We start from the raw sequence: 23,391 nt of genomic DNA, 5'->3' as shown, positions 1-23,391 counted from the left end.
AGCTGTCTGCCTGGGAGCAAGGTCGCAACTCGAGTCAAAAGGGAGTCGATTGGCAGTTTACTACCTCTGACGCCCGGATCAAATTAAAACGTCTTTATCCACAATTTAAAGACTGATGATGTACTAGCCGGTAGAACAAGATTATGATGGTTGTTACCTTTCACCTACTTTCATATAAAAAAACAGGAATAAAGCGGCATATTATGGTATTATTGTTTGGTAAATATTACAATCCAATTTGAATAAAAGAGATGGTTCTTTCGGGATTTGATATGATGCTCTTAGAAAGGGGCCTTGTTTTCCTTGGAGGTATTTGAATACATAAATAAGAAAGTATACGAAAATTTGGAACGGATCTTGCAGAAACTTGATGATAGGCTAGATTTAAAGCTATATGCTATCGTTTTAGACGAGAATCAGGATTGTAATAAAACAGTTCGAGTTAAAAGTGTTTTAAGTGATGGTCAAGAAATCGAAATCATTCAAGAAGAACTAAACGGCCCAGCGGAGGTTTTAAAAAAACTGGGTTTAGTCCATGAGGATCCAGATACAGATTTAAAGCAATTCCTTATTCAACTTGACACGACAAGTTTTAAATCCAGTTTGCGTCCGATAGGTCATTTATCTGAGTCCAATGTCAGTGAGGATCGAGCCGCAATAGAAATCAATGAGGAGTACCAACTTATACAAGAAACAAATGAATGGAATATTTACTACTCCAACAGTTTTGAGCTTGAAATAGATGATAAACATTCTACTATTAAATACATCCTGTCAATCGAGTATACAGATTCGGTAACACGATATATTTATCTTGAAAGACCACAGTTATCTTTCCTTAGAATGATCCTGGATTATTATTTCAAGGACTATTATAAAGTTTTGAGCGATCAGGAATTGTTATTTATTAATAAGGATACCGAGGATATTGAAATTGAAATCAAGTACAAAGAGAACAGTAGTCAGTTCCTCCAGCGGATGGCCCGCTTATTTTTCGGCAAAATACAAGACTTTATCATAAATGGAGTTAATCTAGACAATGTTTCCAGTACAGATAGTGAATTAACAGAAACGGAAAGAAATCAGTATTATATTAACAACTTGCTTGAAAAAATTGATGGAATTTCTACAAGGACGTATGAAGGCGAGAATCCGTTTGGATGTATGCTGCTCCTCAATACTAGCATGCTGGAAGATAGCAAGCTTGTTAAATATTCAATCAGGTTTCAAAATCATCAACCTATTCATTTAGAAGATGCCCGGCGAATTAGAAAATTACTTGAGCTTACGAACAATGAGAGAGATTTGTACTTGATTGCCGATGATACAGCCATCTATGGTGTGGGTGAAATAGATTGGGGCCAGCTTGGGAATAATCTATTGTTCAAAGTGGAGTTTAAGGGAATATCCAGATATGATCTTCTTCTTGTCACAACGGAGAAGAAGGAAGATACGGACGCTCGTGTTGTGGCAGAAGAAGAAGCAAAAATATTCAAAATGACCATGAACTTAGAAATTGTATCTCGCAAATTAATCAGTATTTCTTTTAAACATCCGGGAATTGGTTCCGGGGGCTTTACGCCTGAGCTTTTTGAACGCACTATGAAAGCTCAATTTAAGGAAGCTATTCGCCCTATCACTGAAAAGGAGATTGAAAAGCTCCGGCTTATCATTCAGAAGGCAACTGAGCAACAAAGCGGAACTATGGTTGTAATTACGGATGACATAACTGCGGAAAGTGAATTGCAAAAGCTGCGAAAACAGTCTACCCCGATCCTTCCTACTGAAATTAGCCCGGCATTCATTAAACATCTCACCTCCATTGACGGTGCGATTTATTTTGACACAACGGGCGCTTGTCACGCTATTGGTGTGATTTTGGATGGACTGGCGCAAGCGAATCTGGGAGACGCAAGTCGAGGAGCTAGGTTTCATTCGGCACACCGTTATCTTGAAAAGTTGAAATCAGATAAAAAAGGGTGCGTCATCGCCATCATTTCGGAGGACGGCATGGTCAATCTGATCCCAGAGCAGGTAAACGAAGCTGTTGTACGTCAGTTGGTGAGAGCAATGATAAGCGATATTAAAGGTAATGATGAACTTAGTGAAGAAACCCTTCAAGACTACGATAGCCGCCTACAAAAAGTTGAAAGCGAAACCACTATAGACCATCACCATTATTTTAAAATAGCAGAAACATTTTTCAAGAAAAATCATTTTCTCAAAGCAGCATATTATTATGACAAAGGCTTGAAGACGTGTGGTCGTTTTATTTTGGAATATAATCGCGCTCTTGCAACTTCTTTTCTTAGACACGGCCAGAGTGATGGAATTTCTGCAGACAGTAAACTGCAAGCTTTCAGAGATATTGTGGAACAAATTGGGATAATATTGAAAATGGCAGACGATTCTGAGATTTATTTTAACGATTATAATCAACGTGCCATTGCCTTACATGGAATTGGGAGACTATCTGACAAAAAGATGAAGACGGTTAATTTCAACAACGCTTTACTTGACTATACAAAAGCAATAGAAATTAGAAGGGGTAATAAATATATACTCTATCGAAATCGTGGGTATCTACACGAAGATATGGGGAATTTACACGAAGCTCTTGATGACTACATAAGTTCCGAAATGGAATTATCAGAGGAAGAAACTCTCAAGTCGATAGAGAAACTTATCAAAAAGAACGTCTCCTTATTTTTACATGCCCTCGCCACTTATTCGGAAAAGAAGAATGATAAGCATGATAGCGAAGGTCTCAAAAAGTTGTTAGAGGAATACGGGATTAAACTGGCCGAAGAAAACCCTGAAGTAGCTGCTGCTTTAGAGCAGTATGGTATTAATCAACAGCTGCCAGAAGATGAATAATTTGAGGAGAAGCAATGGGTACAGAGAAAGCACAACTCATAAAAGTAGGGACCGGACGTACAGATAGCCGATTCGCGGTTATCTTTGTACATGGCATAGGGGGCAGCCCTTACGATACTTGGCGAAAAGATTCCCAATCTCAAACACTAATTGAATTACTGGAACAAGATCCAGCATTAAGAGAAGCGGAATTTTACAGTTATGGCTATCGTACCGGCTTGAAGCCTTGGCAATATGATTTCAAGACAGTGGCAGAACTATTGCACTCGGATATTCAGGTCGATTTGCCTGGGAAGGATATTGTATTTGTAGCACACAGTATGGGCGGGTTAGTGGTACAGCAGTATATTGTGAACCGATACGAGACATTTGATGATATCAATCTAAAAACTGTAAAAGGCGCTGTTTACTTATCGGTTCCTTTTCATGGGTCTGGATTGGCTGAGTTATTTCCAAAATGGTTGGCTAATAGGCAAATAAAATCATTGCGTCGGAAAAATCCACAACTTGCCCTGCTTGAAGGGAACTGGAACAAATATGCTTATAGAGGCGGGACGGAGGCTCTCCCAGAAAATTTAAGGCACAAAATCTCACAGATTGCGTTGCGCGGGGAGCGTGATCGGGTAGTAGCGAATGCATCCTCTACTCCGTTATATTTAGGCGCAGAAGTAGTTGCTGTCGATGAGGGACATTCGAGCATATGCAAGGTTGATAGCAGCAGCACAGTTTATAAGACAATCCGTGATTTCTTGCAGAAGCATCTAGAATATCGAACTACAAGTTCTAAAGCAATGATTTTTCATATACATGGATATGACAAACAACAATATGAAGTCCAGCCACAGATTGAGTTGAATTGGACTGAATATTTCGATGTATATGCATCTCCAAGGAAACTGCCTTCAACATCCGAATGGAGTATTATGGGAAAGGCGTTAGGAGAAGCCGCTGATTATTGGTCTCAGAATCGAGCTGCTACGAAAGGATGCGTACGGGTGTATGCTAGTCTTTGCTTGCCTGGAGGAATTCTCATCGGCAGTAGATTTTCTCAGGCAAGAGGTGCGGTGATCGAAGTAGCGCAAGGGGGGCAAATATGGTCCTCATTGAGACGTGATCCTTCGTATGAAGTGAATACAAAACGAACGATGGGAAACAATTCCGGCGGCAAACGTGCTATTGTGGTACTCAGTGTCAGTAACGATATTGAAAAGACAGTTATTGCTCATTTGATACAAACGGATGTTCAATATGAGCTTCTAATCAATTTGACTCCTCTATCTGGGGCGGGTCAGCGGAGTATAAGCGGTGCGGAGCAGGCAGTCTCATATGCAGTTGAAGTTAAAGCCGCAGTGGATGGATTAAAACAACAGGGTATTGAAAAAATTGATTTATACCTAAACTGTCCATTTGGTGTAGCTGTTTTTGTTGGACATTATTTGACGGTTGTTGGCCCCATACAAGTATATGATTTTATGAATCCTGGATACGCTCCTGCTTGTGTGATATAGGCAAAGGAAGCACCCCGTTTTTCGAAAAAGCCTGCGATTGTGCAGGCTTTTTACGCGAAAGTGGCTCATTTTGGCGAAAAGCCTGCGATTGTGCAGGAATTTTCGATCACAACCGGCCTGAGCCCGTGTATTCGATGAAAAACCTGCACATTTGCAGGAATTTCGCGTTGCCGGCGTATCCACGAGCAAAAAACTGCACTTTTGCAGTTTTTTCATGAATGTTTCGCTGCCAGGGCATCAACGCCGAGAAAAGCTGCACTTTATACGAAAAGAGAACGCAGTAGACCTTATTATTTTCATTCTGTGGGGTAACGTCCACGACGTCATGGGGGTTTTGCAGGTTTTCTCCGCGTTGCCGAGTAGATAACTATCCTAAAGTGCAGGTTTCCCCCGGCTACCTGGATTCATGTCTCTTTTTTCGGTACGCGCAGCGGCTAACGGCCGCATTGTTCCCCCTCCCCTCAACCGTTCCTCTTCCGGTACTCTCCCGGCGTCATGCCGGCATTTTTATGAAACCATTCGCTGAAATAGCGGGGGTTGGGATAACCGACGGCTGCGCCGATTTGGTAGATTTTGAGCTCCCCTTCCTTCAGCAGCGCGATGGCCTTCTCCATACGGAGCTCCGACAAATAGTCGCTGAACACCTTCCCGGTCTCCGTCCGGAACAACCGGCTCAAATAGTTCGGTGTCACATACAGCGCCGCTGCGATTTGCGACAGCTGCAAATCTTCGGAGAAGCGCTCGCCAATCAAACAGACGGCTTTTTTGATCAAATATGACATGGACTCCTCAACCAGGGGCGCCGGTTCGGGCGCATGTTCGGGCTTGCCGCAGATCAGGACCGCTTTGCGCAGCACAACTTCGATCTCCTCGACTTCCGTAGGCTTCAGCAAATAATCGAACGCTCCGAGCCGGATCGCTTCCTGCGCATATTTAAAATCGTCGTACCCGCTCAGAAAGATGACCTTGGCCTGTTCGTCCCTGCTTTTCTCCTGTTCTCTGAGCCTGCTGATCAGTTCCAGTCCGCTTATAGCAGGCATGCGGATATCCGACAAAACGATATCGACAGGCTGCGCCTTCATAAAACGAAGAGCTTCATGTCCGTCCGCGAATACTCCCTTTAAATCGATATCCAGTCCGCTCCAGCCGATATGCTCGCTCAAACCTTCCCGAATCCACGCTTCATCGTCAACAATAATGGCGCTGTAGGATAAGCCTTTCATCGCAGGTCCTCCTTTTGATTGCGAATGTTCGCCTTCGCCGCTATTTGCCGCATCCCTTCAGCCGCATCGCGAAAAGCCTGTTCAGGTGTCGCATAGCCGGAAACGACTTTAGCTATCGCTTCTTCCTCAAGCTCGACCAGGGAGGCGTAATAGGCTGCCGACGGTTCTTTTTGAGCGGATTCCATACTTTTCAAAAGCAGCGAAAAATCCGAACGGACACCTTGAAAAGCTGGGTCGTTGAGGATAGAACGCCGGGCGGGTACGCCGCCCAAGGATGCGTTGACCAAGCCGCCTTGTTTGCCTGTGGCGAACTCCACGAATTTCCACGCCTCTTTCGGATGTTTCGAATGGGCGTTGACCGACAGCATCCAGCTTTGCTGAAAAGCGGATCTGTGCACGGACCCGTCCGATGCCCGCTCGCCGGGAATTAGCGCGATGGCAATCTTGCTCGCAAGCGGATTCCCGCTCTCCTTCATCGACGCATACACGTCATTCCAAAAGGGCGCCGCCATCGCAATCTCGCCGTTCAGCAGCGCCTCCCGGGTTCTCGCTGAGTCCCAGGTCAGCATATCGCGCGGGACGATCCATTCCTGAATGATTTTGCCCATGTAGGCGCCGGCCTGGATCGAATCTTTCGTATCGAACAAAACTTCCTCATCCCTCTCGCGCAGCGTGTCGCCTCCGAACGAGCGCAGCAGGGTCGTGAATATTTTGGTCCGCTCCTCCGGGGCCGCTCCAGGCATGCCAAGTCCCCAAACGGTCGGCGAAGCGGAATTCCGGTTCCTGGAGAACGACTTGGCCGTCTCCAGCATCTCTTCCCACGTTTCGGGAGGCTTCGGAATCAGGTCGCTGCGGTAATACAGGAAGTGCGTGCTGAGATCGATCGGAAGTCCGTAAATAAACCCTCTGTACGTATAAATGCTCAAAAAATCGCTGATATCGAACTGATTGCGATTCGTCATCTCTCTGTCGTAAATGAAAAAATCGAGCGGCAGTATCGCTTTAACGGAAGCGAATTGGGCGATCGAAGTGTTCGGCATCGCGACGACGTCAAAAGTGTCGGAACCGGCAAAAAGCTGGGTGCCCAGCGCCGTAAAATAGCCGTCCCGCCCGATTTCGATGCATTCGATGCGGGTATTCGTTCGCTCTTCGTACAGCTCCGCCAGCTTCCGAACCGCTTCGCCCTCCGTGCCGGTCCGTATCAACACCTTGATGACGGCAGGAGGCGTATGGCCCGCCTCCCCTTCCGACACGTCCATCTCCAGTATGGCAATGCTGCTGATCACCCACAGAACAATCAAAGCTACGGAGAGCGCCAGTATTCTGCTGTATGTCAGACGGTTCATTCGGAATCCCTCCTGCCGGCCAAGTGCGCATGTTCCGGCCGGAACGGGATCAAGACACTCACCGTCGTTCCCGTCTCATCCGAGTGAAAAGAAAGCCCGTACGGATCGCCGAACGCGAATTTGATTCTTTGCTGCACATTGCGCAGCCCTACGTGGCCATGGCCGGCTTCCTCCTGCAAAATGCGGTTCATCCTCCCGATATCGGCCCCTGCCGCCGTATTGTATACGTCGATTCGGATACCGCCCTCCGCGGGAACGCCGTTCAACCGGATTCGTCCTTTCGCCTCGTTTTTGGCGATGCCGTGTTCCAAGGCGTTCTCGACGAGCGGCTGCAGCACCAACGGCATGATAACGCTTCCGCTTATAGCCGGGTCCAACATCAATTCGTAGTCGAACCGGTCTCGGTAGCGGAACGTTTGGATGTTCAAATAATTGTCCACATGCTCAAATTCCTTTTGCAGTGTCGTCCATTCCTGCCCTGCGTTCAAAGTATGCCGGAAAAATTTCCCCAAAGCCGAAACCAGCTTGCTGATCGGCTCCGCCTGATGCTTTTTGGACATCCAGTAGATCGTATCCAGCGTATTGTAAAGAAAGTGGGGATGGATCTGCATCTGCAACGCATGCAGCAGCGCCTCGCGCTTCTCTTTCTGCTCCTTCTCGTTCTCCTTCATCAACTGCTGAATCCGGCTCATAAGCCGGTTGAAATTGTTTTGCAGCACGCCGATTTCGAGAATACGGTTGCTCGTATCGCTTACATAAATATCATCGATGGATCTTTCCGACATCACCTGCGCCAAATCGATGACCGGCTTCGATATGGCGGTAGCCAGCAGCACCGAGACGACACCCAGAATCACAATGCCGGTAATGGAAATGACGGAAAGAAATTGCAGCATATATACATTCGGGCGAAAAATATCGTTAGTCGGGACGACAGCCGAAAGCCTCCATCCGCTCGACGGCAAATTGGCGTAAGCGATCAGCCACTTGTTTTCCACAGTCGTCAGCCCGCTTCCCTCCGCAGGAAGCGCGCCGATCATGGCGCTGAAATCGGCGTCCCGGACAATCGCCTTATTTTGCGCGTAAATGATGGTGCCGTTCTTTTCCGTAAGCAGGAGCGCTCCCATTTGACTGACCTGCACATTGTCCAGCAAGTCCCCGAAGAAGCGGTCGTTCATTCGTATGGCCAAATACCCGCTCAACTCGCCGGTATTGTTGTTAATCACTTTCCTGACAGCGGTAACGGAAGGCCGTACGGCCGAGGGGTAGCTGTTTTTCGAGCGATACAGTTCGCGCTGCTGGCCGAACCATTTCATTTTGAGCGGATCTTCGTTGATTTCTTTGATCATGACGTTGAAGTTGATCATTTCGAGCTGATCGAACGTTTGAAACGTATTGTCCGTAGACAGAATGTGCCGGTCCTTCGTAATGAAATAAATATCGCGAATATGATCGAGCCTGCCCCTGAATAAATCGGAGTAGACGTATTCCTTGAATTTACGGTTCGCCTCTAACAATTGGTAGCCGGAGTCCAACGGTCCGTCCATAAAATCCAGCGGCTTCCGGTAAACGAGCGACCAGGTAAGACGGTCGATTTCGGCAAGATTGTTGTCAAGACTCCGCTCCGTTTGCTCCGCCGTCTGCAGGATCAACTGGCTGACCCGGCTTTGGAAGCTGTCATTTTCCTTTTTGTACGTTATGGACGCCACAACAATAAGGGGAAGCACCATGAGCAGCAAAAAAACGGAGAGCAGCATCCTGCGTATGGAAATCGGCTTCTGAACCTGTCTCAATCGCTGATCCTCCTTGCTTGCTTCACGATGCTTCGTTAACGATGAACGGAGAAAAGCAAAGGAATCTGCTGATTTTCCGCACACAGATTCCAATTGTTTGTTTTTTCCACTTTATTTCATTGTATTAGTTGTTGTTTCTGCTTTCAAGCGCAATCCGGTTCTGCAGCTTGCGCTGGAACTGATCGACAACGACTGCGAGCACGATGACGAAGCCTTTGATCACCATCTGCCAAAATTCGGACACGCCCATCATAACCATGCCGTCGTTCAGCACCCCGATGACGAAAGCTCCGAGGATCGTTCCTCCGATCGTGCCCCTTCCGCCGGAAAGGGATGTGCCTCCAAGCACGACAGCGGCGATTGCATTCAGTTCCCAGGACTCGCCCGTAGCCGGGTGAGAGGCGACCAATTGCGACGATACGATCAATCCGACGACGGCCGCGCAGAAGCCCGACACCATATAGACAAGCAGCTTGACGCGGTTGATTCGGACCCCCGATAGCTCCGCTGCGCGTTCATTGCCGCCTACGGCAAATATGTGCCAGCCGAGCGGCGTCTTTTTGAACAAGTAAGCGGCCAGCAGGCCGAGCGCCGCCATCATGAGGATGGAATATGAAATGCCGAGCAGGCTTCCTGAGCCGAGCGAAGGAAAACCCGTGTTGCCGAGAGCCGGCTTTCCAACCAGATTCGGATAAGTTTCGCCTCCGGAAGTAATGAGCGCGAAGCCGCGCGCTACGTAAAGGACCCCAAGCGTCGCGATGAATGGCGCTACCTGGAACTTGGTAACGAGAATACCGTTGACCGCACCGACTGCAGTTCCAAAAATAACCGTAATGAGCATGACAATAAATACGTTAAAATAAATCGTAATCCCGAACATCGGCAGCTCAAGGCCTTTTAAAATCAATCCCCCCGCGATCATGCCCGCCAGGCCGACAATAGAGCCGACGGATAAATCGATGCCGCCGCTGATAACGACGAAGGTCATTCCGATGCCCAAAATGGCGTACAGCGCGACATGCTTGGAAATAAGAATCAGGCTGTCCGGCGAAAGAAAATTGGGGGCCAGAGCGCTGAAAGCGATCAAAAGCACAATCAGGGCGATAAAAGTGCGCGCTTTTAACAGCAATAGTCCTGCGTTTAAGTTCCGGCCACCCGCCACATGCGAATGCTGCTTGGCTGCTTCCATCATGACTTAGCTCCTTTGCTGTTATTGGCGGCCGTGCCGAATCCTGCCGATGAAGCCCTGACCAGGTTTTCCTCCGTAATGTCGGCGCCGCTGAATTCTCCGGTAATGCTGCCGTTCGACATCACGATAATGCGGTCGGAAATATCGATTATTTCCTTCAACTCCGACGCGACCAGGAGAATGGCCAGCCCTTGCGCGGCCAATTGATTGACGATTTTAAACACATCCGCTTTGGCCCCTACGTCAATCCCGCGGGACGGCTCATCCAGCAATAAAATTTTGGGCGAGGTCAAAAGCCCTTTGGCGATAACGACCTTTTGCTGGTTCCCTCCGCTTAGCGAGAGGATGGGCAGATTGCGGTCCGCTACCTTGATGAACAGCTGTTTGATCTTTTGCGTAATATGCTCGTTCTCTTCTCTAGCCGAAATATGAAAGCCTTTCGCATAGCTGCTTAAGCTGGACAGCGTCATATTTTTGGCGATGGAAAGCGTTTGGACCAGGCCTTCCCGCTGGCGGTCCTCCGGAACATGGGCGAACCCGCGCCGGATTTGCCGCCAGATGGAGCCCGGCACGATTTTGTCGCCTTCAAGGTAAATCGTGCCGGTCGCCTCCGGGTGAAGGCCCATCAAAGTTTCCAGCAGTTCCGTTCTTCCTGCGCCCAATAGGCCGTAAATGCCGAGGATTTCGCCGCGCCGGAGCGTCAGCGAGACGTCCTTCACATAGTAGCCCGCCCCCTTCCCGGGCACGCTCAAACCTTCGATGTGGAGCACGGGTTCTCCGATTTGCTTCTCCGGATTCTCGGCGGATTTGGCGTTCTCATGCCCGACCATGCTGCTCACGATCCAGGGAAGGCTGATATGTTCGACCTTTTCCTCGGCTACGAGACGCCCGTCTCTCAAAACGGTAATGTAATCGCCGATTCGCATGATTTCTTCCAGCCGGTGGGAGATATAAATAATCGATATCCCTCTGTTTTTCAAATCATCGATAAGGCCGAACAGCATTTCCACCTCAGCCGTACTGAGCGAAGAGGTCGGTTCATCCATGATCAGAACATGCAGATCCTGAAGCGCCATCGTTTTGGCAATTTCCACGATTTGCTGCTGTCCGACTTTCAGCTCGCTGACCATCGTATTCGGATCGATCGGATGCTCCAGTTTGGCCAAAATTCGAATCGTTTCCGCTACATGACGCTTGTGATCCAGCACGAAGCCGTAGTTCGTTTTTTCCCGTGCCAGAAAAATATTTTGGGCGACCGTCATGTTCGGGAACAGGTTCAGTTCCTGGTGAATGATGCCGATCCCTTTGGCCGCGGCTTCCCGGCTGTCAGCGAGTTTTATAGCTTTTCCGTTAAACGTAATCGTGCCTTCGCTCGGCTGCTCGATGCCGGCCATTATTTTCATCAAAGTCGATTTGCCCGCCCCGTTCTCTCCGATCAGGACGTTTACTTTTCCTTTATACACATTAAAATCCACTTTATCCAAAGCTTTCGTGCCGGGGTACATTTTCGATATTTGCTCGGCCCGCATACATATTTCATCGGCGCGGACAGCCGCGGACAGTGCATGAAGCGCCATCAGTTCCCCTCCTTCACACGCCCGAGCGCGATGGGGATCACGGTCACGGCGGACCCATCTGCTGTAAAAGCCCCTGTAAACGCGATTTCCTGATTGACCAAGGAATCCGCTTTCGCCGCGCCGATCGCCGTATCGTAGGCTTTTTTGTTGAACGCATTGGCCAACTGCGCATATTGGATTTGGTTTTTGAATTCGTCGAAATTGATAAAAGCCAGGGAGTCCCGGATGGCGGAACCTTTCAAAACCGGGCCGATCGCGAGCCTAATATCCGCTTGGCCGTCGTAAGGGGGGAGATCGAGATCGATGAAGCCCGCTCGCGTTTCGGTATTCAGGGTCAATACTTTCCCTTTCCCCTTCACGATGAAGCTCCAGTTGCTTCCCGCGGTCGCGTTTTTGGTGCCGAACTTGCTTCCCGCCTGATCCGCGCCCGCTTTCAGCGCGTTCAGCACTTCCGTTACGTCTTTCGCATGTTCCCGCATATAAGGGATCACTTCGGAATCCCACAAGGTGTTCACATAACCGTCCGGATCAAAAGTGCTGTCGTTCGCTCCGGCCTTGCTTGCCGCGCCTTCGACCGGCTGGCCGGTTTTGACGACAGTGAAAGGCTTGCAGCCCGCAGCCGCCAGGGCGAACCCGACAAGCAATAACGGCACGGCTATATATGGGGCGATCCGTTTTGCAGGTTTGCTGATCTGTTTCATGACGATGTGCTCCATCTCCTATCTTCGATCCTGCTCCGCCTCCGGGAAGCTCAGTCCCGGCGACTGAGTATCCTGGAGGCGGCAGCGGTAAGTCTCTATTGTTTGAGAGCGAAGTTATCCAGCTTGCCGGCATTGCCCGGCGTAATCAGGATGCAGTCGATCAACTGCTTTTCCTGAACCCCGGTAGCGCCGGTTTTCATATATTTGTCCGCCTGTTCGACGGCCATCTGCGAGGCGAGATAGGCCGGCTGCAGCACGGTGGCCTTAATGTCGCCGGCCTTGATCGAATCGCGCACATCGTTGCTGCCGTCGAAGCCGACGACGATGACATCGTTCAGGCCGGCCGCTTTAAGGGCCGCCATAGCGCCCATAGCCATCGTATCGTTGCCGGCGATGACGCCTTTAATATTTTTGTTCGCCTGAATGACCGACTCCATCTTGGAGTAAGCTTCGGTTTGGCTCCAGTTCGCGCTTTGCTGTGCAACCATTTTCAGATCGGGGTATTGATCGATGACATCGTGGAAACCCTTCGACCGGATGCCGGCATTCGTGTCCGATTCTTTACCGAGCAGCTCGACGAAATTGCCCTTCTCGCCCATCAGCTTCACGAATTGTTCCGCTCCCAGCTGCGCGCCCTGGTAGTTGTTCGAAACGATCTGGGAAACCGCCAGCCCGGAATCGTTGATCTCGCGGTCGATCAGGAAGGAAGGAATGCCTGCATCCTTCGCTTTTTTGACGGCTGCGACCGTTGCGTCCGCTCCCGCGTTATCGAGAATGATCGCGGCCGCTTTCCGCGCGATCGCCGTATCGAACAGCTCGCTTTGCTTGTTCGGATCGTCGTTGTGCGAAAGCATCAGCGTCTCGTAGCCGAGTTCCTTCGCCTTGGCCGCTGCCCCGTCCGCTTCCGACTTGAAAAACGGGTTGTCATGGGACGGAGTAATGATGACAATCAGCTTCGAACCGCCGCTGCCGCCGCTTGGAGCGGCCGGAGAAGACGCGGCTTGAACCGGCGCGGTGCCGGCCGTACCGCCGCTTTGCGAACTGGAAGCCGGGCCGGAGCAGCCGGCAAAAACCAGTCCCGCCGACAAAGTCAGCGCCATACTTCTCAATGCATGCTGAAACATTTTTTTCACTTTGTGGTCCCCTTTGCGAATTAATGGGCGTTGCCGAATTGTAAGCACTTTCAATCAGTATTGTAACCTGCGGAGATACCGCAGAACCATGAGGTGAATCTACACTCTATTCCGATTTTTTAACCATTTCGGTAGGGATGGCTCCGCAATCGCAGATGTGGGTTAGCGCCGCTCCCGCGCAGCTCCCAGCTCGCGGTGTTGCGCTGCATGACGGCGGTCGGTCGACTCCGGGCCGCCACTTCGCGCTGTACATCGCCTAGCGGCCTAACTGGAGGCTCGGCTGCTAACGCATCACCGGGAGCACGCGCTCGCAAAAAAGCAGGCTTGGCAAGCCGAAAGCCTGCGAGAGCTTTGCCGCCCATGGCGGTGCAGCCATCGGGGGTGTAGCCCTGGGCGGTGCGGCCGTTGGCGGCGCTGCATCTGGCGGTGCAGCTTAGGTGGCTCGCACCCGCGCCCGCAAAGCCTGCAAAAGTGCAGGCTATTTCCATCAAAGTGGTTCGTTTCGGCGAAAAGCCTGCGATTGTGCAGGAATTTTCGAAGAAAATGAGCCCGAGCCCACGTATTCGCGAAAAAGCCTGCACTTTTGCAGGAATATCTCGCCGCCAGCGTGTCATGCGGCAAAAAACTGTACTTTTGCAGGTTTTCTTCACGCTGCTGGAAGTTTGTCCGATGAACTCAGTAGAAGGTTGTGTATGTGAAAGGCATGTGTATTGGGAAATGAAGGATGTTGTGCAGCGTGGGAGGCTTATATATGTAGTCATGATTCAGTGGGTATGCTCAAAAGTAACTCCGCCCGCCAGATTCCTAAAGCAGATGTACTATTGGCTCTTGCATGCGAGGTGTTCAACTAGATTGCTCTTTTGCTGGTTTTCTTCGTGCACCCAGGCAGCTGCGCCCTGAGCTCTTGCGTACGAGGTGTTCAACTAACCTGCTCTTTTACTGGTTTTCTTCGTGCACCCAGGCAGCTGCGCCCTGAGCTCTTGCGTACGAGGTGTTCAACTAACCTGCTCTTTTGCTGGTTTTCCTCGCGCTCCCAGGCAGCTGTGCCCTGAGCTCCAGCGTGCGAACTGCTCAACAAACCTGCGCTTTTGCAAGTTTGCCAAGGCCCCTCCCGCAACCGGACTTTCACTGACAAGAAGATACGCGCTTCCAGGCACGCCAAAAACAAAAAGAGGCAGCCTCCCGGCTACCCAAAAAACTTGCAAATTCTGTTAAACATACACCAACTTCCGGACAGCCCCTCTTCGCTGCTTCCAGTTTATCCCAGATACTTCCAACCCCTTACAGCAGCTAGCGCAGCGCTTGCACCGTTTGTTCCGCGTCCGCTTCGCCGCTCGCCACCTGTTCTATACTGTCGGCAAACATGTCGCACATATAGATGAACAAGCTGACAATCTCCAAAATTTCGTCGGCCTCGAACGTTTTGGAAGCGGAGAAACTGTACACATAGCGATAATGAAGCTCGTCCTGTTCGTTGATGCCGAAATGGCCGATTGGCAGCCGCGTGTTCACCTCAAGGAGAAGCGCCGCAACCGCATCGCGCCGGCCTTCTTTCAGGCGAAAAGGCAATGTGCTGTAAATTTGCAGCAGTTGAATCGCCTGAATGTCTTCTTCGTTCAGCGGCAAAAAGCTGAAATGCAGAAAACGGTCCCTGCCCTTCTTGTCCTGCTGAAAGCCGACCATCAGGACGTGGATCGGAATCGCCTCCGACTTTTCCAGCAAATTCACCGCCAAGCCCGCTTCCTCCAAAATATCTTTCAAAAACCCAAGCTGCGCCAAATGTCGCGCATGTACGATGTCCGGCAGCATGTGCCCGCCTCCTATTCCCTTGCAGCCATTGCCGTGACAAGGCTCTCTCTCAGTTTGTCAGGGTCGTTCTTAACCTTCTCCAGCACGAACAAATTTACTCCCGCTGCTTCGACAAAGCTGTGTACCTGTTTATACCGCGCAACGATATCAGCGTCATCTTCATCCAGCGCAGGCAAGTTGTGGATCATGTCGATCAGCAAATCCGCATCTTTGGTGCGTTTTTCGAGCTTCTTCTCGGTCGATTTCTCGGCATTGAAGACCGCCTTGGTAATCCCCCAGGCGCCCGCCTGCGCTGCGCGGTCCCTGCCCATTTGCTTGAGCGAGCGGACAGCGGGCATCGCTGCGGAAACGCCGGCGGCGACGATTTTCAGCGGCGTCCCCACCTGAGCGCCGACTCCTGTCAGCGTGGCGACATCGCCCGCTATTTTGGTCAGTTCAAGGCCGATTTGCAGGCCGGCGCGGTTGGAGCGCTTCACGTTGATCTGCTTCATTTCCTTGGCCATCTCGTACTGGGCAATTTCGTCAAGCTGCTGCTGCGCATCCGGATCGCCCTGGCTCTTTTTCAATTCAAGCTGACGCTTATGTTCGGCGAGCTTCTTTTTATCGACGCCGGCGTTCCCGCCGAACCATCTTTTCGCTGTGATAAAAGCAGCCCCGGCATGCTTGTCTTTGAAGCTGCGCTTCAGCGTCGTCATCGCGGAACGGTTCAAGCCGGCCTTGATGACGTCGACGGTTTTCAGCGCAATTTTCACGCCGCTCACCGCAATGCTGACGCCCGGTATAGCGGTTGACAAAGCAGCGCCCGAACCGGTCTCCATAATCTCCATGATGCCTTTGGCCACTTTAAGCCCCGATTGGGCGGATTGAATCGCGTTGCTAATAATTTCGATCACGCCTTTGGCCTTATCACCCTTGGTCAGTCCGCCCTCTTCCGAGTACTTGCTGTACATGTCATAGATGCCTTTCACCGCCAGCACCGCGCTCTTGACCGCGGAAATCGCATCTCCAACCGTTCCCGCATAGTCGCTGACGATGGATGAGCTGCCGGTGCCTTCCAGGCTGCCGCTCGATTTGGCGGCTTTATCGACGAGACCTGTCGAACCGCTGACCGTTTTGCCGGCCCCTTCAACGATATTGACGCCCTGGGCGGCGTAATTCCATCTTTTATTATGCGCAGTGCGGTCCTGATCGCCGGAAATGGAAAGCGTTTCCTTGATCGAGCTCATAATTTGCAGGATGCCCCCGGCCATATCGGCGGTGTTTCCGACGGCTCCGATGGAACCTGCTTTATGTCCTACGCTCTCATCGCCGTTCTTATCGTAGGCATCCTTCAGATCGTCGGCCGGCTTCCCGAAGCTCTCGCTCACGGTATCCGTCGCCAAAGTCAGCGCCTCCACACGGCCGCTGAACTTGTCCTCTTCCGGGGCCGACGGATTGCGCTGCAGTGCCGATAAGCCGACCGACCGATTCATAATCCGGTTGGCGTAAGCCTGTGTCGCGCGATTTCCCAAAGTACGCTGCATTTGGAGAAAAAACTGCGGCGCCAGAAGCTGCGTTTCGGATGAAACGCCGCTCCTTCCATGCGGCGCCGTACTATGCCGCTCCGCCTGCCGGGCTCCGGCAGCCAGGCCGGCTTGCCGTGAATGACTGAACTGTGCCATCTGCTATGACTCCGTTCTATGATGTGATGGTATCGATCAGGCTCTGCCGCCCCGCTGCTGAATCACATGCGTCAATTCATGACCCAGCAGTTCCTGGCCTTGACGGCTGTCCGGGTTGTATTGCCCAGCCCGGAAAAAAATATCGTTGCCCGTAGCAAAAGCTTCCGCCCCGAGTGATTCATTCAATTGGTTCGCTTTGGCATCCGTATGAATGTTCACACCGCTGAAGTCGGCCCCCATCGCCGACTCCATCTTCGTTTGAACGTTGTCGCCCATCTTGCTGCCGCCGCCCTGCTTTGCCTTAATCTCCGACTCTATGGCAGGCGCCGCCTCAAAACCGTCCGCAGACGGTTTCATCTGCAGCTCATCGCCTTCCAGCTCGTCACCCTCAAGCTCGTCGCGCTGGATCGACTCTGCCGACGGTTTCATCTGCAGTTCGTCGCCTTCCAGCTCGTCACCCTCAAGCTCGTTGCGCTGGATTGACTCCGCAGACGGTTTCATCTGCAGCTCATCGCCTTCCAGCTCATCGCCCTCAAGCTCGTTGCGCTGGATCGACTCCGCAGACGGTTTCATCTGCAATTCGTCGCCTTCCAGCTCATCGCCCTCAAGCTCGTCGCGCTGGATCGACTCTGCAGACGGTTTCATCTGCAATTCGTCGCCTTCCAGCTCATCGCCCTCAAGCTCGTCGCGCTGAATCGAAGCGGAGGCACCGCCGCCGCCCGTTTCCGCGGTCGAAATCCGGTCGGCGACCTCTTTGCCTATCCGGTCGGCCTCCTGCTCGTATGCATCACCGGCAGGGCCTACGGTCAGCTTCGTCTGCACGGCCATCTGCGAGCTGAGCAGACTGCCTACCGCCCGATTGCCCAGCGTCCGCTGCATATTGATAATACCTGCGCCGGGCTGCCCGTCCATCCCGCTTTTGCCCGGGGCGTGCGCCGCTCCCGCTTTTGCTTGCGGGGCCGCCTCCGGCCGCTTGTTCATTTTTGCGTAGTGCGATGGCATATAAATCCCTCCCAAAAGCTTTCCGCCGGAAAGCCGTCATTTTGAGCCGGGGCTGAATCGCCCCTGCCGCAACTGCATGTTTGCGCTCCCCCGGAAGTCTGGCGGGCGGAGTTGCTTTTGTGTCCACCGAGTTCATCGAACAGCCCCCCCGATCCGTCTCTGAGCGCAGCGTCCGTCTTTCTTTCACTATAGCATACTTGCCGGCTTTTGAGGTTACAAATCGGATTGCTGCCGATTCCTGGATACGACGAGCACGGCGATATCGTCAGACTGCACCGCGCCGTCGGCGAAACGGTCCACATCGTCCACGACGCCCCCCAGCAAATCCGGCCCGGCGGCAGCCAGACGCTCCTGCAGGCGCGCCGCCCCATACTGGCGCTGCTCCGCATCCTCGGCCTCGGTAATGCCGTCCGTATACAAAAACAGCCGGTCGCCGGGCGCAAGCACGGCTTCGTTATCCGCGTACGCCATGCCGTCCATCACAGCCAGCGGCAGCCCTTTCCTGCCCTTCAGCGGCTCCACCTCGCCCGTCCGCCTCACGATATACGGCGTGCAGTGCCCGCCGTCGCTGTACAGCAGCTGCCCGGTGCCGGTATGCAGCACCCCGCAGCATATCGTCGCGAACATCGTGGAGTCATCCTTGTACAGCTCCCGGTTGACCTCGGTCAGCAGCTGCCCCGGCGTCATCTCCGCCGTCATTTTCCCTTTGAGCAGCGTCATCGTCACGGCCATGAACAAAGCGGCCGGTATACCTTTGTCCGAAACGTCGCCAAGCGCAAAAAACAAACGGTTATCCCCGATCGCAAAATAATCGTAAAAATCGCCCCCGACCTCGCGAGCAGGCCGAATGACAGCCCTGACCTCCGCCCCGGCAGAGCCGGCAACGCTGCCAGAGCCGCCAGGACCGCCGCCGGAGTCGCCGCCTACGGACAAACTCAGTCTCGGCAAAAAGCTCATCTGTATGTCGCTGGCGATGCGCAGCTCGCTTTCCATCCGCTCCTTGGCGGCCATAGTCGTCTTCAGCGCCACCATCGACTTTTCAAGCGCGTCGTAGAGCATCGCGTTTTCCAAAGAAATCGCAATCGGAGCAGCGATCGATTCCAGCAAATGCAAGTCCCGCTCCGTAAAAGGGCCCCGGCTGCGCTTGTTGAGCACCTGCAGGACGCCGACGATTTCGCCCTTGCTGATCAAAGGCACGCAAAGCATATTGCGCGTCGGATATTCGACCTGCCTGGCCACCTTCGAAGACCAGCGCTCGTCCGAAGCGGCATCGTCGATTTTGACCGATTGGCCGGTTTGCGCGACCCAGCCTGCGATGCCTTCGCCCATTTTCAGGCGAATTTCGCGGACTTCCTCGCCCTTTTCGCCGAGCGCCAGATCGAAGAACAGATCGCCGCTAGCCGGGTCCACCAAAATGACGGACGAAGCTTCCGCATGCAGCAGGCGCGAGGTCGTCTCCATAATTTTTGCAAGCAAATCCTGCTTGCGGATCGTCGCATTCACTTCCAGGCTCACTTCAAAAAGCTGCAGCGTCCGGCCAAGCTCCTTCTCCGCGCTGCGGCGCTTCCGCTCGCTCACCGCCCATGCGCCGACCGCCAAAATCAATAGCAGCAGCATCGCTCCCGGGATTGCGTCCGTCATGCGCGACACCTCCCGCCGCCGCACCTATTCGACAGCATGCAGCGCTTCCGCTTCCGTCGCGTAAATCTGAAAAATCGAGCTGAACCCCGACATATCGAACACTTCTTTGACGTTATCCGACATGCGTGCCAAAGCGAGCCGGCCCTGGATCACCTTGATCATCTTGGCGGCGACGAGCAAGCTTCTCAGACCCGCGCTGCTTACGTATTCCAGTTCATGCAGGTCGAAGACGAACCGGGTTCGCCCTTTTTCGACCAGCTGCATAAAACAGGACTCCAGACTCGCCGACCGGTTCGCGTCCAATCTGCCGGCGATGCCCAGCAGCACGACCTCGCCCCGGATTTGTTCCGTGATATTCATAACAATTCCCACCTTAATCCGGCGTCCGCCGTAGTTTCTTCATCACCAGCACATTGCACTCGTCCGTCCGCTCGTAGCGGATATCGTCCATAACCTGCCGTACAAAATGGATGCCCAGGCCGCCGATGCCGCGCTCATCGATACCGAGGCCGATATCGGGGCCGGGCTTGAGCAAAGGATTAAAAGGCCGCCCGTCGTCGGCGATCCGCAACTCCCAGCCATCGGCAGCGAGCGCAACGTCGATATGAATCGAACGTTTACCCGCCTCCTCCTCCGCATAACCGTACAAAATCGTATTCGTCACAAGCTCGTCGCACGCCAAATTAACTTGATACAAAGTCCGCCGATCCATCCCGAAAGCTTCCGGCAAGCCGCCGATAAAAGCGCCGAGCCGCTGTAGCTCCTGCAAATCGTTGCACAGCACAATCGATGCGCGCGCCATGGATTCGCCCCTTTCGAACGCCGTCCGCAAAGCGGATATCCCGGAGTTTCCAGGTCCCCGCTTCCGGCCGTCCTATGCCATTTTCAAAAGCATGTTTTCCAAAAGCCTCACCCGCGCGCTGGACGCGTGCAGCAAGCCGATGCCGATCTCCGGGTACAATCTGACGAGCCGGGACAAGCTTTCCCCCTGCAGCGACAGCACCCTGACCTCGTCAAAAATCGCCTGCGCCGTAATCGAGGACGGCGAACCGTCCAACGCCGTCGTCTCGCCGAACGCCTGCTTAGGGCCAAGAACGCCGATCGTGCCGGCCTCTCCTTCGCCTGTCTCGCTGCTCAGTTCGACATGACCGTCGATGATCAAATACATCGCCGCATTCCTTTCGCCCCGCCGCAGCAAATACGTCAAGTCGGGATGCACCTCTTCGCCTGCGATACCGGCGATAATGCCCAATTCGTCGACCGACAAATCGGCAAACAGCGATACCTGCTTCAAAAAGATCACTTTGTCGAGCATCGATAAAAATTTGCGCTCCTCTTTCATCCCGTCACGCTCCAATCGGCTGAGCGCATGCTCAGCTATTTGTTTCAGCCAGTCGTCGGACCACAGCAGCGCTTCCCGGACAACGGCCCGCGGGTCCGCCGTCCTCCGGTCGTTTCCGCCCGAGTCGCGCTTCAGCAGCTCCAGCAGCGCTGTCGCAAGCCGCCGGTCCCCGAGCCCTTCGGCCAGCACCTCCAGGCCGTTGTCGCGCACTTCCTCGCTCTCGTCCCGGGCCGCTTCGCGCAGTGCTCCGGCGACGCGTTCGTCCGCCAGCCGGGCCATCACGGCCCAGGCCCCGTCGCAGAGCGCGTCGTGCAGCTCGCCGCAGCGCTGGGAGGCGAGCTCCGCCAGCCCATTCAGGCCCAGCTCCCGCAAGGCGGAAGGCAGCGCCTTCTCCTGGCTGGATGCAAGCATGCGGTCCACGCAGCGCTGAACCAGCTCCGCGCGCAGCCTGCTTTCGTCAAGCATGGCGGCGAGCGCCGTCACCGCCGCATTCCATATGAACGGGTTCGTGTGGCCGGCGTTGTCCAGCAGCAAAGGCAGACCGCGCTCCTCCATGGCGATCAGCGCTTCCTGAATCGCTCTGCGCAGCTCCTGATCGGCCAGCGGATACATCGCCAGCAGCTGCGGGATCGCTTCCGCATGCTGCAGCTTGCCCAGGCAGTGCGCAGCGGCGACTTTCACCGCAGGACGGCGGTCCTCCAGCAAGGACATCACCCAGGCCGCATAGCCGTCCAGCTTCAAAGCGGCAACCGCGCGGCAGCCGTACACGGCCCATTCGCCGCCGTTGTCCAGCATTTTGATAATCGCCTCGTCGCACGCCTGATAGCTCTCTTCGCTTTTCAGCGCATAGAGCGCCTTCACGCCCTCGTACACCACCCTCGGGTCGCTATCCAGCAGCTTGACGCGGATGAAAAAGTAAGATTGGCTTTTCAAATGCGTCGCTTTGGAAATCAGCTTCACGCACTCCGCCCGCACTTCCGGGTCTTCATCCTCCAAAAAGGAGGCCACCTGCACCAAATCCTGCACCGTGGCGCCCTGCAAATTCATCGCCCGCAGCACCGCGATGCGGATGCGCGAGCTTTCCTCGCCGATCATGCCGATCAAATGCGGCAAAAAGGCGGAGTCTTTGGCCTTGCCCATCACTTCCAAAGCGAGCTCCCTCACGTAATCGTTCGGGTGCTTTAAATAGCCGAGCATGGCGAACAGCGCCCGGGAGCTGCGAATTCCTCCGAGAAAGGATGCCGCAATATCCGAGAGATCGGTATGCAGCGCCTGCACGCTTTTGACCAGCTCGCGGATGTACAGGTTTCTGCCGAACCAGGCCGTCACCAGCAGCGCAGCCGCCAGGGCGACGCCGATCCAGGCAAGCGGCGCCATGCCGAGCAGTCCGAAAGAATGCAGCAGCGACAGCAGCGAACCGATCAGAATGCCCCCCGAAGCAGCGACGCCCTGGGCAAAATAGCGGTATCCGTCCCTTTGGGAAATCGGCATCATTTTGAAGAATAACTGGTAACAAGGCTCGGCAATGTAGTAGAGCATGATGTAAAACACCGCATAAGACCCGGATACGACAGCAAGCGCCGAAGCGCTGCCGGCCAGCGCCGCCGTCAAGACGAAGCCGCCGAGAAAGATGCCCGTAATCGCAAGCAGCATATTGCTCGCCCCGAGCCAGTTCATCAGCCGTGTCGACACGGTCTGCAGCAGCAGGCAAAACGTAAACTGAATCGCCGTAATCATCCCGTAAAAGGACGTCAAATCCCGTTCCGCCGGAAAGCGGGCTTCCGCCGCCGTAAAATATTGGTACTCGATCATGAAATAGACCGCAGGCATCAGCGTCATCAGCAGAACCGCGCAGAGCAGAAACGGGCTGCGGACAATCTGCTTCCAATAATAGCCCGAGGAATGAACCTCCTCATCGGGAACTGCAGCGGTCTGCGCCCGCATGTCTTCCTTGATTGTCAAGGGCACCAAATACCGGGCCAGCGCTCTCCGAAAAAAAACGAAGCCCAGCCCCATCAAAACCGGCGCCAGCGCATACACCGCCTCCGTGCCGAACAGTTTGCCGACCTCGTGGGCGATCAGGCCCGCCGTAATTCCGCCGGTAGTCGTCGAAGCGACGAAGACCGGCATCAGCCGCTTGGCCTGCTGGGTCGGGCACAGGTCGAAGGCCGTGCTCCACAGCAGCAAAGTAAGCTGCCTCACGACAAAATTCGAGGACAGAAACAGGAACGGATAATAATAGCGAAAATCGATCCCGCCGAGCTTGAAGCCGAGCAGCACGACGCCGTTCAGCAGCAGCAGTGCGATCATGATCAAGTAAAGGGTGCGCATCATTTTCGCTTTGGGCAGCCTGTTCGTCAGCCGAGCCAGCAGCCAGCCTTCCAGCGGCATAACGGCGGCCTCCGCAATGTATACGTAAGGCAGGTACTGAACGCCGAAACGCTGGTTGAACAGCGCCATGAACCCGGTGTAGTTGAGCGATTCGGCGATGCCGCTGAAATAAAAGATAGGCAGCATGACCCATAGCTTACGCATGTCCTCGCCGCGCAGACTGAGCCACCCTCTCAAGCTTGCTTGCATGTTATCAAG

17 protein-coding genes are annotated in these 23,391 nt (G+C 53.3%); 3 read left to right on the top strand and 14 right to left on the bottom strand.

Annotated features, from left to right (window positions below):
• Window positions 1–303 precede the first annotated feature (303 nt).
• Together AC3G2T_RS26495 and AC3G2T_RS26490 are read left to right on the top strand one after the other, a co-directional pair.
• Entirely contained in the window at window positions 304–2,877 is a 2,574-nt protein-coding gene (locus AC3G2T_RS26495; protein WP_488437462.1) for a diadenylate cyclase, read from the top strand.
• A gap of 14 nt (window positions 2,878–2,891) precedes the next feature.
• Window positions 2,892–4,385: an alpha/beta fold hydrolase gene (locus tag AC3G2T_RS26490; protein WP_488437461.1), complete on the top strand. Its 1,494-nt coding sequence runs from the start codon at window positions 2,892–2,894 to the stop codon at window positions 4,383–4,385.
• 461 nt (window positions 4,386–4,846) lie between these two features.
• Here the strand turns inward: AC3G2T_RS26490 and AC3G2T_RS26485 are convergent, their stop codons facing one another.
• The 7 genes from AC3G2T_RS26485 to AC3G2T_RS26455 form a co-directional block, all read right to left on the bottom strand.
• Window positions 4,847–5,608 carry a response regulator transcription factor gene (locus AC3G2T_RS26485; protein WP_488437460.1) on the bottom strand — a complete coding sequence of 254 codons (762 nt, stop codon included), beginning with the start codon at window positions 5,606–5,608 and terminating at the stop codon, window positions 4,847–4,849.
• The gene (locus tag AC3G2T_RS26480) at window positions 5,605–6,954 is read right to left on the bottom strand and encodes an extracellular solute-binding protein (RefSeq protein WP_488437459.1); all 1,350 of its coding nucleotides are present in this window, start codon (window positions 6,952–6,954) and stop codon (window positions 5,605–5,607) included. Before AC3G2T_RS26480 ends, AC3G2T_RS26485 begins: the two co-directional genes overlap by 4 nt.
• Window positions 6,951–8,747 carry a sensor histidine kinase gene (locus AC3G2T_RS26475; RefSeq protein WP_488437458.1) on the bottom strand — a complete coding sequence of 599 codons (1,797 nt, stop codon included), beginning with the start codon at window positions 8,745–8,747 and terminating at the stop codon, window positions 6,951–6,953. The genes AC3G2T_RS26480 and AC3G2T_RS26475 overlap by 4 nt, the downstream gene beginning before the upstream one ends.
• A 124-nt stretch (window positions 8,748–8,871) precedes the next feature.
• A complete protein-coding gene (locus AC3G2T_RS26470) occupies window positions 8,872–9,939 on the bottom strand; it encodes an ABC transporter permease (protein WP_488437457.1) in 1,068 nt (355 codons plus the stop codon).
• Window positions 9,936–11,513, bottom strand: coding sequence for a sugar ABC transporter ATP-binding protein (locus AC3G2T_RS26465; protein WP_488437456.1), 1,578 nt, complete (start codon window positions 11,511–11,513; stop codon window positions 9,936–9,938). Before AC3G2T_RS26465 ends, AC3G2T_RS26470 begins: the two co-directional genes overlap by 4 nt.
• Window positions 11,513–12,214, bottom strand: coding sequence for a DUF2291 family protein (locus AC3G2T_RS26460; RefSeq protein WP_488437455.1), 702 nt, complete (start codon window positions 12,212–12,214; stop codon window positions 11,513–11,515). Before AC3G2T_RS26460 ends, AC3G2T_RS26465 begins: the two co-directional genes overlap by 1 nt.
• 95 nt (window positions 12,215–12,309) lie before the next feature.
• Window positions 12,310–13,338 carry a substrate-binding domain-containing protein gene (locus AC3G2T_RS26455; protein ID WP_488437470.1) on the bottom strand — a complete coding sequence of 343 codons (1,029 nt, stop codon included), beginning with the start codon at window positions 13,336–13,338 and terminating at the stop codon, window positions 12,310–12,312.
• A 414-nt stretch (window positions 13,339–13,752) separates the two neighbouring features.
• Here AC3G2T_RS26455 and AC3G2T_RS26450 point away from each other — a divergent pair, with 414 nt between their 5' ends.
• Window positions 13,753–14,247 carry a hypothetical protein gene (locus AC3G2T_RS26450; RefSeq protein WP_488437454.1) on the top strand — a complete coding sequence of 165 codons (495 nt, stop codon included), beginning with the start codon at window positions 13,753–13,755 and terminating at the stop codon, window positions 14,245–14,247.
• A gap of 390 nt (window positions 14,248–14,637) precedes the next feature.
• On the opposite strand, the gene AC3G2T_RS26445 is transcribed toward AC3G2T_RS26450, so the two are convergent.
• The 7 genes from AC3G2T_RS26445 to AC3G2T_RS26415 form a co-directional block, all read right to left on the bottom strand.
• The gene (locus tag AC3G2T_RS26445; RefSeq protein ID WP_488437453.1) at window positions 14,638–15,156 is read right to left on the bottom strand and encodes a YbjN domain-containing protein; all 519 of its coding nucleotides are present in this window, start codon (window positions 15,154–15,156) and stop codon (window positions 14,638–14,640) included.
• An 11-nt stretch (window positions 15,157–15,167) separates the two neighbouring features.
• Entirely contained in the window at window positions 15,168–16,817 is a 1,650-nt protein-coding gene (locus tag AC3G2T_RS26440; RefSeq protein WP_474686205.1) for a hypothetical protein, read from the bottom strand.
• Between the two features lie 36 nt (window positions 16,818–16,853).
• Window positions 16,854–17,819: an eCIS core domain-containing protein gene (locus tag AC3G2T_RS26435; protein WP_488437452.1), complete on the bottom strand. Its 966-nt coding sequence runs from the start codon at window positions 17,817–17,819 to the stop codon at window positions 16,854–16,856.
• A 213-nt stretch (window positions 17,820–18,032) separates the two neighbouring features.
• On the bottom strand, window positions 18,033–19,460 hold the full coding sequence (locus tag AC3G2T_RS26430; protein WP_474686201.1) for a PP2C family protein-serine/threonine phosphatase: 1,428 nt from the start codon (window positions 19,458–19,460) through the stop codon (window positions 18,033–18,035).
• Between the two features lie 24 nt (window positions 19,461–19,484).
• A complete protein-coding gene (locus AC3G2T_RS26425; RefSeq protein WP_474686199.1) occupies window positions 19,485–19,820 on the bottom strand; it encodes an STAS domain-containing protein in 336 nt (111 codons plus the stop codon).
• Between the two features lie 13 nt (window positions 19,821–19,833).
• A complete protein-coding gene (locus tag AC3G2T_RS26420; RefSeq protein WP_474686197.1) occupies window positions 19,834–20,262 on the bottom strand; it encodes an ATP-binding protein in 429 nt (142 codons plus the stop codon).
• Window positions 20,263–20,334: 72 nt separating this feature from the next.
• The gene (locus tag AC3G2T_RS26415; protein ID WP_474686195.1) at window positions 20,335–23,382 is read right to left on the bottom strand and encodes a HEAT repeat domain-containing protein; all 3,048 of its coding nucleotides are present in this window, start codon (window positions 23,380–23,382) and stop codon (window positions 20,335–20,337) included.
• Between the last annotated feature and the right edge of the window lie 9 nt (window positions 23,383–23,391).

The sequence above is a fragment of the Paenibacillus sp. sgz302191 genome, from assembly GCF_057749925.1.
Note: the sequence above shows the minus strand (reverse complement) of the source record. Positions and strands in the feature narration are given on the sequence as shown.

What these genes read in the sequence shown, in the direction of transcription:
- AC3G2T_RS26440 (WP_474686205.1), bottom strand. Translation starts at nt 16,817, where the DNA reads ATGGCACAGTTCAGTCATTCACGGCAAGCCGGCCTGGCTGCCGGAGCC.
- AC3G2T_RS26465 (WP_488437456.1), bottom strand. Translation starts at nt 11,513, where the DNA reads ATGGCGCTTCATGCACTGTCCGCGGCTGTCCGCGCCGATGAAATATGT.
- AC3G2T_RS26490 (WP_488437461.1), top strand. Translation starts at nt 2,892, where the DNA reads ATGGGTACAGAGAAAGCACAACTCATAAAAGTAGGGACCGGACGTACA.
- AC3G2T_RS26415 (WP_474686195.1), bottom strand. Translation starts at nt 23,382, where the DNA reads ATGCAAGCAAGCTTGAGAGGGTGGCTCAGTCTGCGCGGCGAGGACATG.
- AC3G2T_RS26430 (WP_474686201.1), bottom strand. Translation starts at nt 19,460, where the DNA reads ATGACGGACGCAATCCCGGGAGCGATGCTGCTGCTATTGATTTTGGCG.
- AC3G2T_RS26485 (WP_488437460.1), bottom strand. Translation starts at nt 5,608, where the DNA reads ATGAAAGGCTTATCCTACAGCGCCATTATTGTTGACGATGAAGCGTGG.
- AC3G2T_RS26455 (WP_488437470.1), bottom strand. Translation starts at nt 13,338, where the DNA reads ATGTTTCAGCATGCATTGAGAAGTATGGCGCTGACTTTGTCGGCGGGA.
- AC3G2T_RS26480 (WP_488437459.1), bottom strand. Translation starts at nt 6,954, where the DNA reads ATGAACCGTCTGACATACAGCAGAATACTGGCGCTCTCCGTAGCTTTG.
- AC3G2T_RS26425 (WP_474686199.1), bottom strand. Translation starts at nt 19,820, where the DNA reads ATGAATATCACGGAACAAATCCGGGGCGAGGTCGTGCTGCTGGGCATC.
- AC3G2T_RS26470 (WP_488437457.1), bottom strand. Translation starts at nt 9,939, where the DNA reads ATGATGGAAGCAGCCAAGCAGCATTCGCATGTGGCGGGTGGCCGGAAC.
- AC3G2T_RS26445 (WP_488437453.1), bottom strand. Translation starts at nt 15,156, where the DNA reads ATGCTGCCGGACATCGTACATGCGCGACATTTGGCGCAGCTTGGGTTT.
- AC3G2T_RS26435 (WP_488437452.1), bottom strand. Translation starts at nt 17,819, where the DNA reads ATGCCATCGCACTACGCAAAAATGAACAAGCGGCCGGAGGCGGCCCCG.
- AC3G2T_RS26420 (WP_474686197.1), bottom strand. Translation starts at nt 20,262, where the DNA reads ATGGCGCGCGCATCGATTGTGCTGTGCAACGATTTGCAGGAGCTACAG.
- AC3G2T_RS26460 (WP_488437455.1), bottom strand. Translation starts at nt 12,214, where the DNA reads ATGAAACAGATCAGCAAACCTGCAAAACGGATCGCCCCATATATAGCC.